Here is a 6,737-nt window from a genome sequence, read left to right as displayed (position 1 = left end):
GGATTCATGGCGAAGCCATGTACACCGCACTTACATTGCGCAGCGCGTGCAGTCATTCAAGCTACAAACTGCCAATGTCGGGGGTCGAGGGGAACTCCCCTCGCGTTCTCTTGGGGGGTAAGGGGGCCATTCTCTCACGTGAGGGAATGGCCCCCTTTGCCGCGTCCCCACACGGTGTGGAGATAAATCCCAAAAAGTATCACTTTTTGAACTTCTTAATCGTATCAGCAATGATATTCTGCTTCAAAATCATGCTGACCAGCACATAAACAACGCACCCCACAACGCCCGTCAGGCCGCACTTGACGACGAGCATCAGCTTGCTGTCATCCGCCGCGACAAGAAGCGAACGCCCGCCGTAGAGCACGACCGCCATCGCTGCCGTGGCGGCAAGGCCCTTGAAGAGCGGCACCAGGCGCACGATCTTCGTCCCGTGGAAGAGCTGGATCGTCATCGCGATCGCGCCGATCGTCAGCGCAAGCGAAGTTGCCAGCGCGACGCCGGTATCGGTGTAGAACACGCGGTTCAAAATGAGATTCAGCACCAGAACGCCGAGGTTGATGAGCAGCGGCACCAGCGTCTTTTTCATCGCGTAGTAGGCCTTGTTCAAAAGGTCGAGCACGGCGAAGGCGCTCATGCCGAGCGCGTAGCGGGCGAAGATGCTGCCCGTCATCTCGGTCGACTCAGCGGTGAAGCTGCCGCTTTCAAAGATGACGCGGATGATATCCGTGCCGAACGCGCACATCATCGCGCAGACCGGCAGGATGAAAAGCAGCGTGTTTTCCGTCACGTTCCAGATGTAGCCAAGATAGCCCTTCGAGTCCTCCTTCGTAAACTCGCGGTTAAAGCGCGGGAACATGACCGCGCTGATGCTGTAGAGCACGCTCGTCGTAAGCGGGGTGAAGAGCTTATCGGCATAGTAGAACGCGCTGACGGCGCTGTCGTTGAGCGCCGTGGCGGTCGCCGTGTCGATGAGGTAGCAGAACAGGAAGATCGACGTCGTCAGCACCGTGACGAGCGCGGTCTTGAAGTAGGTGCCGACGTAGTCCGCCTTGCGGTCGAGCATCGGCCGGTAGACATAATGTTCCTTTTTCGCATACGGGATGCTCATGGCAAGCTGCAAGAGCCACGCGCATGAGCTCGCGATGACGACGCCCTTGATGCCCCACTTTGCGCCCAGCGTCACAAGGAAGATCGCAAGGAACGCATTGTACGGGATGCTCATGCTGCCCTGCAATTCATAGTGGTCGGTCGCCTGAAAGATGGCGACGTTCAGATACGCCGCCGCCACAACCGGCAGCGCGCAGGCCATGATGCGGATATAGCTCGCAAGGCGCGGCAGCTCGGCTGCGTCAAGGTCCCAGATCGTGCCGACGAGCGGCGTCGAGGCAAATATCTGCCACAAAACGACCGCCGCGAGCGAGCCGAGCAGCGTGATGGTCAACAGGTTGTTGGCCGCTTTCTCGCCGCGCTTGCGGTCGGCAGCAAATTCCTTCGTCAAAATCGGCACCGCCGCGATGCACAGCGCGTAGCACATCGTCGTGAAAAGATAGAGCGTCGAGTTATACGACGCGGTGTAGAGGTCCGCGTCGATGCCGGTGCCGAAGATGTTGGCCTGCATCATCTCGCGCACCACGCCGAGGAGCTTGGCGAACAGCGTCAGCAGAAAGACGAAGCTGATCGCGCCCGCCGTGCGGACGCCCGATTTATCCTTCTTTTCCGTATTGTTTTGAGGGTCTTGCATGGTATGTTTCCTCGATTTCTCCATGATCGCGCAGATCATTTTCTCGTTCGTGTCGAGCTTGCGCGAAAGCTTGGCCATATGCGATCCGACGCACTGCACCTGCTCCTTGCCCGTTTCGAGCACACGCTCGGCCTCGGGCATAAAGAGCTCCGCCGTGAAGTTCTCCTTCGTGCTCAGCTTGTCGAGCCCCACGGAGTTTAAAAACGCCGTGCACTTGGGGTCATACGAAATGCCGATGAGCGGCACGCCCATGATGGCGGCATAGATGAGCGAATGCAGGCGCACGCCGACGAGCAGGTCCATGTTGCCGATGATGGAGAGCATATCCTCGGAGAGGTACTTTTCATTCAGGCACACCGCCGTGTCGTCCGGAAGCTGCGCCGCGATGTGGCGGCAGACCTCGCCGTCCTCTTCATAGTGGAACGGGATGAGCACGGACTGCGCGTTGTACTTGTCCTTCATCATCTGGATGGAGCGCAAAAGCTCTTTGACAAAGCGGCTGTCTGTGTCCCGCTCACGGATGGCCCAGCCGACAGTTAGACGGCCATCCAGCGAGACACCTGCCTTTCGCAGGACCTCCGCGCCGACATCGCCGTCGGGCTTTTTCATGCGGATGACGGGGTCCGCCGTGATGACGACCTTGTCGCGCGCGATGCCGATTTCCTCCAAAAGCGCCGCAGACCGCTCGTCGCGCACGACGATACCGTCCGCCCGCTTGAGCGCCGCCGCCGCGGCGCGGCGGTTGCCGGGGCGGTCGATGGGGCCGATGCCCTGGGAATAGATGAAGACCTTTTTATGGAAGAATTCCGCGCAGCGGATGATGGAGAGGTAATAGTGTAAGCTCTTGCTGCTCGTCACATCCTGCAAAAGGCTGCCGCCGCCGGAAATGAGCATGTCGCACTTTTTCACCACGCGTAAAATCGCCATCGGCGACATGCGGTCCACCGCCTCGACGCCGTATTTTTCGCGCGTGGAGGCGGGATTGTGCGAGAGCACTGTGAGCGAGCAGTCGGGAATGTGCTCGCGCAGCGACGAGACGAGCGTGCGCAGGATGGACTCGTCGCCGATGTTGTCGAAGCCGTAATAGCCCGAGATCAGAATGTTAACCATTCGTCACCCCGCAGATCCTGCGCACAAGGCGGTAAATGAGCTCCGCCACAATGACCACGGCTGTGCCGATGAGAAGTCCAAAGAGGATGCCCCAGCCGGTGCGCAGCAGGCTCAGCAAAAACGGCGTGCGGATGTGCAGGAACGTGTTGACCACGCTGACAAGACCGATGGTCATGCCCGTGCCGAAGATCATCGGCAGGAACTTCATTCTGCGGCGCAGCGACCAGATGAAAAGCATCAGCATCGGCCAGCCGACGATCATTTCCTTCGTGCGCGGGCGGGCAATGAGCGTATTTTCCAGGAAGTTGCGGAACGCAAGCTCCCTTGCCGACGTCGTGGTCGAGTTGCCGGTGCGGTACATATAGTAGGCGAACACCAGCAGCATGAACACCGCCGCCACCGCGATGACGACGATCGCGAGGAACCAGCCGAGTTTCATCGGCGTCTGCATCAGCTCGCCGAAATAGGCGTTGAATCGCTTGACGCGGTTTTTCTCCCCGCGCTGTCCTGCGTGGGCGAGGACGGCCTCGCGCGCACCGGTCTCCTCATAGGCGTAGACCAGAAGGTAGGCAAGCATGAAAAGCGCGATGGGGATGAGCTGCATGATCTTGACGCCGCGGTACAGGTCGATCTCGAGAATATACGAGAGCTGCGAGAGCGCAGACGACGCGAGCAGCGACCCGCAGAACGCCGTCAGAATGGTCACGATGGCTGTGCCAAGCGTAAAGCCAAGCAGCTTGCCGAACTTGATCTGCGGCTCGCTGCGTCTCTTTTCGAGCAGTACGCGGCACAGACCGACAGCGGCAATCGACGGCATCACGATACCGCCGGACATCGAAAGGATCAGTCGGAACATCGAGGGCTTCAGCACCGCGAGGCCGGCAAGGCCGAGCGCGCCGACGGCAAACAGGATCGTGCGCCAGCGCTTGCCGATAAAGAAGAATAGATCAAGCAGGATCACGATGAGCGCCGCCGTGCCGATGCCCTGCAGCACCTTGAGCGCCATGGACGGCGCTTTCAGCTCCATCGCGGGCACGGTCGCGTGCGTGTAGCTGAGGGGCTTCAAGCGCGCGTCGAGATCCGTGAGCATCTGCTCATAGTCGGCAGGGTCGGTGATGTAGACCCACTCCTTCTCGTCGGCGTCCCAGCTGACATCGGTATCCGGCTCTAAGATCATCTTGAGGAAGATGATCTTGCAGTTGCGCTCGGCGATGGCACGGAAGAACGTGTTCGTGATCTCTTCTGGGCCCTCATAGCCGCAATACTGATAGCGGTTCTGGATGTAGGCCCACTCATTGAACACGCGCACACCGCGATAGCCCGTGTTGTCGAGCAGTTCTTCAACGCCGGGCCAGACAAGGTTCTGGCTCTGATCGTTCTGCTCCATCATGGCGACGCTCGCGCCGCTCTCGTTGAGATACTGCGTCAGAAGCTCCAGGCTCTCGTCATCCTCATAGCCGACGAGCTCGTCGCCGTTGTTCATAAAGTACGGCGCGTTGAAGTGCTTGAGCACTTCGATATAGGCCTCGGCAAATTTCGTGCCGTTCATGTTCTTTTCTGTCACAGAGCGCGGGATGATCTGGTAGCCGTGGCGCTCAAACAGCTCCACCGTGTCCGGCCAGATGCCGAGGCGCAGGTCGAGCAGCTTTTCGCCCTTCATGCCGTTTTTCTGCTGCTGGATGAAGATGAAGCCGTGCTCGCCCTCCAGATACGTCTTGGCCTCAAAGTCCTCAAAACGGGCCTCGAAAGCGTTCAGGATCCACTCATAGCTCGCGGTGGTCTCCGTCCAGATGATCGCGTCGCTCACATCGGTGCTCTCACGCAGCCATTGCGCGACCTCGGCGGGGTACTGATCTTCCCATCCGTAGCTCTCCGCCGCCTTTTTCACGGTCATCGCGTGGACGGGGATGGCCGCGTTATCGTGCAGGTTGAGGGCGCTCGCCTCGCTGAGCGCGACCTTGTCGACGCCGAGCGACTTGAAGAGATCGATCCACTCGTCCTCTGACTGCGAGGATTGGCGCGCCATCGAGCGCATGCTGTTGTAGTCGAGGACGATGTCGTAATACTTGTTGCTCTCCTCCGCCTGCACACGCGAAATGAGCGGCACGAGCGAAGCGAGCAGGCCGATCAGTGCAATGACGGCCAGAACGCGGTTTCTTTTCAGTATGCTTTTCATTTGTGTTCTCCTTGTGCATTCTCCGCACTGTTTTTCTCGTTAAAGAGAGGCAATCTCCACCGGCGTGCCGAGGACCTTGGAAAAGGTGTAGACCTTGGCGACATCTTCGATGTATTCCGCGCGCAGATATGCCTGCGCAAGGTCCTTCCCCACGGCGAGCACGCCGTGATTGGCAAGCGTGCAGCCGCCGCGGTCCCTGAGCACGGGGATGGCGTTCGTGCCGACACTCTCGGTCCCCGGCGCGGCATAGGCCGCGCAGCGGATGTCGCCGCCCAAAAAGATGCACGATTCGATCAATACCGCGGGGATGCTCTTCCGCACGACGGCAAACGCCGTGGCATAGGGTGAGTGCGTGTGGAAAACGGCGTTCGTCTCGCCATACGCCTTGTAGACCGCCGCGTGCATGCGCCACTCGCTCGAGGGCTGCAATCCCCCCTCGAGCACCGTGCCGTCGAGCTTCATGCGCACGATGTCCTGCGCACGCAATACGTCATAGCGCACGGACGTCGGCGTGATGAGCATTTCGTCGGGCGCGACGCGGCAGCTCATGTTGCCGCTCGTGCCGGAAAACAGGCCCTCGCGGAACGCCTCAAGCGATTTGTCCACGATCTCCTGACGAAGAATGTCCAGATTTTGTTCCATTTAGATCACCAGATTGTCCTTGCCGATGCTGCCGTCCGTAAAATAGCGGTGCAGATCGTAGGGAGAGTAGATACCAAGGTCGGTCACGACGCCCGAGACGAGATGCGGCGGCGTGATATCGAAGGCGGGATAATAGCCCTTCACACCCTCCATCGCCGTGCGCACGCCCATGGCTTGGAGCGTGAAATTCGGGTCGCGCATTTCGATGTGAATGCTGTCCACCGTCTCATGTCCCTGATCGGGCGCGCCGGTGACGAAGTACGGGATGCCCATGTACTTGGCGACGATGGCGTTCTGGAACGTGCCGACCTTATTGACGACGTGGCCGTCGCAGCAGATGGCGTCCGCCGCGGTGGTGAAAACGTCGACCTTTTCGTTCTGCATGACGAACGCCGGCATATTGTCGGAGATGACCGTCACGTCAAAGCCCATGTCGTGGCAGACGGACGCCGTCAGGCGCGCGCCCTGAAAATACGGGCGCGTTTCGGGGCAGAACAGCCGGATGTTTTTGCCGCGGCTGCGGCACTCACGAAGCATCGTGCCGACGATGGTCTCGGCGAAGCAGTGCGTCATCACCGTTCCGTTGTCGGGGAACATATCGACTAAGTACGAGCCGATCTTCGCCATTCTGTTATAGCGCACGTTGTTGAGCTCGATGGTCTTATTCTTGATGGCCTCGGCCACATTCTCCCCCGCTGAAAGCGCGCGCTCGGCCTCTTTCAGGCAGATGTCGCACAGAAGCGTCATGCGCTTTTGCGTCGTGGGGCGCGCGTGGGAAATGGTGTAAGCCGCTTTCTTGAGGTATTCCATCTGCTCGTCCGCCGATTTGCCGCGGCATTCCCACGCCGCGAGCGCCATGCCCATCGGCGCCGCCGTGTAGGGGCCCGCGCTCTGCGTCACCATGTCGGTGATGGCCTGCGCGACTTCCTGATGTGTGCGGCAGGTGACAAATTCGACCTTTGCGGGGTAAATGCGCCGGTCCAAGATGCGCACCTCGCCGTCTTCAAACCACGCAACATTCTCGTAGCGCAGCAAAAAGGCGAGGTCTTTATCCGCTCTCTCCAT

Annotated in this window: 4 protein-coding genes; all 4 read right to left on the bottom strand. The window is 59.7% G+C overall.

Going from position 1 to position 6,737, the window contains the following annotated elements; translation table 11 throughout:
- Positions 1-199: 199 nt before the first annotated feature.
- From csaB to NI20_RS0104515, 4 genes are read right to left on the bottom strand one after another with little or no spacing between them, the layout of a single operon-like run.
- Positions 200-2,854, bottom strand: coding sequence for a polysaccharide pyruvyl transferase CsaB (gene csaB, locus NI20_RS14075; RefSeq protein ID WP_052084431.1), 2,655 nt, complete (start codon positions 2,852-2,854; stop codon positions 200-202).
- Complete coding sequence (locus NI20_RS0104525) at positions 2,847-5,030, bottom strand: DUF5693 family protein (protein WP_033120258.1); 2,184 nt, start codon at positions 5,028-5,030, stop codon at positions 2,847-2,849. Before NI20_RS0104525 ends, csaB begins: the two co-directional genes overlap by 8 nt.
- 39 nt (positions 5,031-5,069) lie before the next feature.
- Entirely contained in the window at positions 5,070-5,672 is a 603-nt protein-coding gene (locus NI20_RS0104520; protein ID WP_033120257.1) for a class II aldolase/adducin family protein, read from the bottom strand.
- The gene (locus NI20_RS0104515; RefSeq protein WP_033120256.1) at positions 5,673-6,737 is read right to left on the bottom strand and encodes an S-methyl-5-thioribose-1-phosphate isomerase; all 1,065 of its coding nucleotides are present in this window, start codon (positions 6,735-6,737) and stop codon (positions 5,673-5,675) included.

It is taken from the genome of Oscillibacter sp. ER4, from assembly GCF_000765235.1.
In the GTDB taxonomy this organism is placed as follows: domain Bacteria; phylum Bacillota; class Clostridia; order Oscillospirales; family Oscillospiraceae; genus Hominicoprocola; species Hominicoprocola fusiformis.
This window is presented reverse-complemented; position numbering and strand designations above follow the sequence as displayed.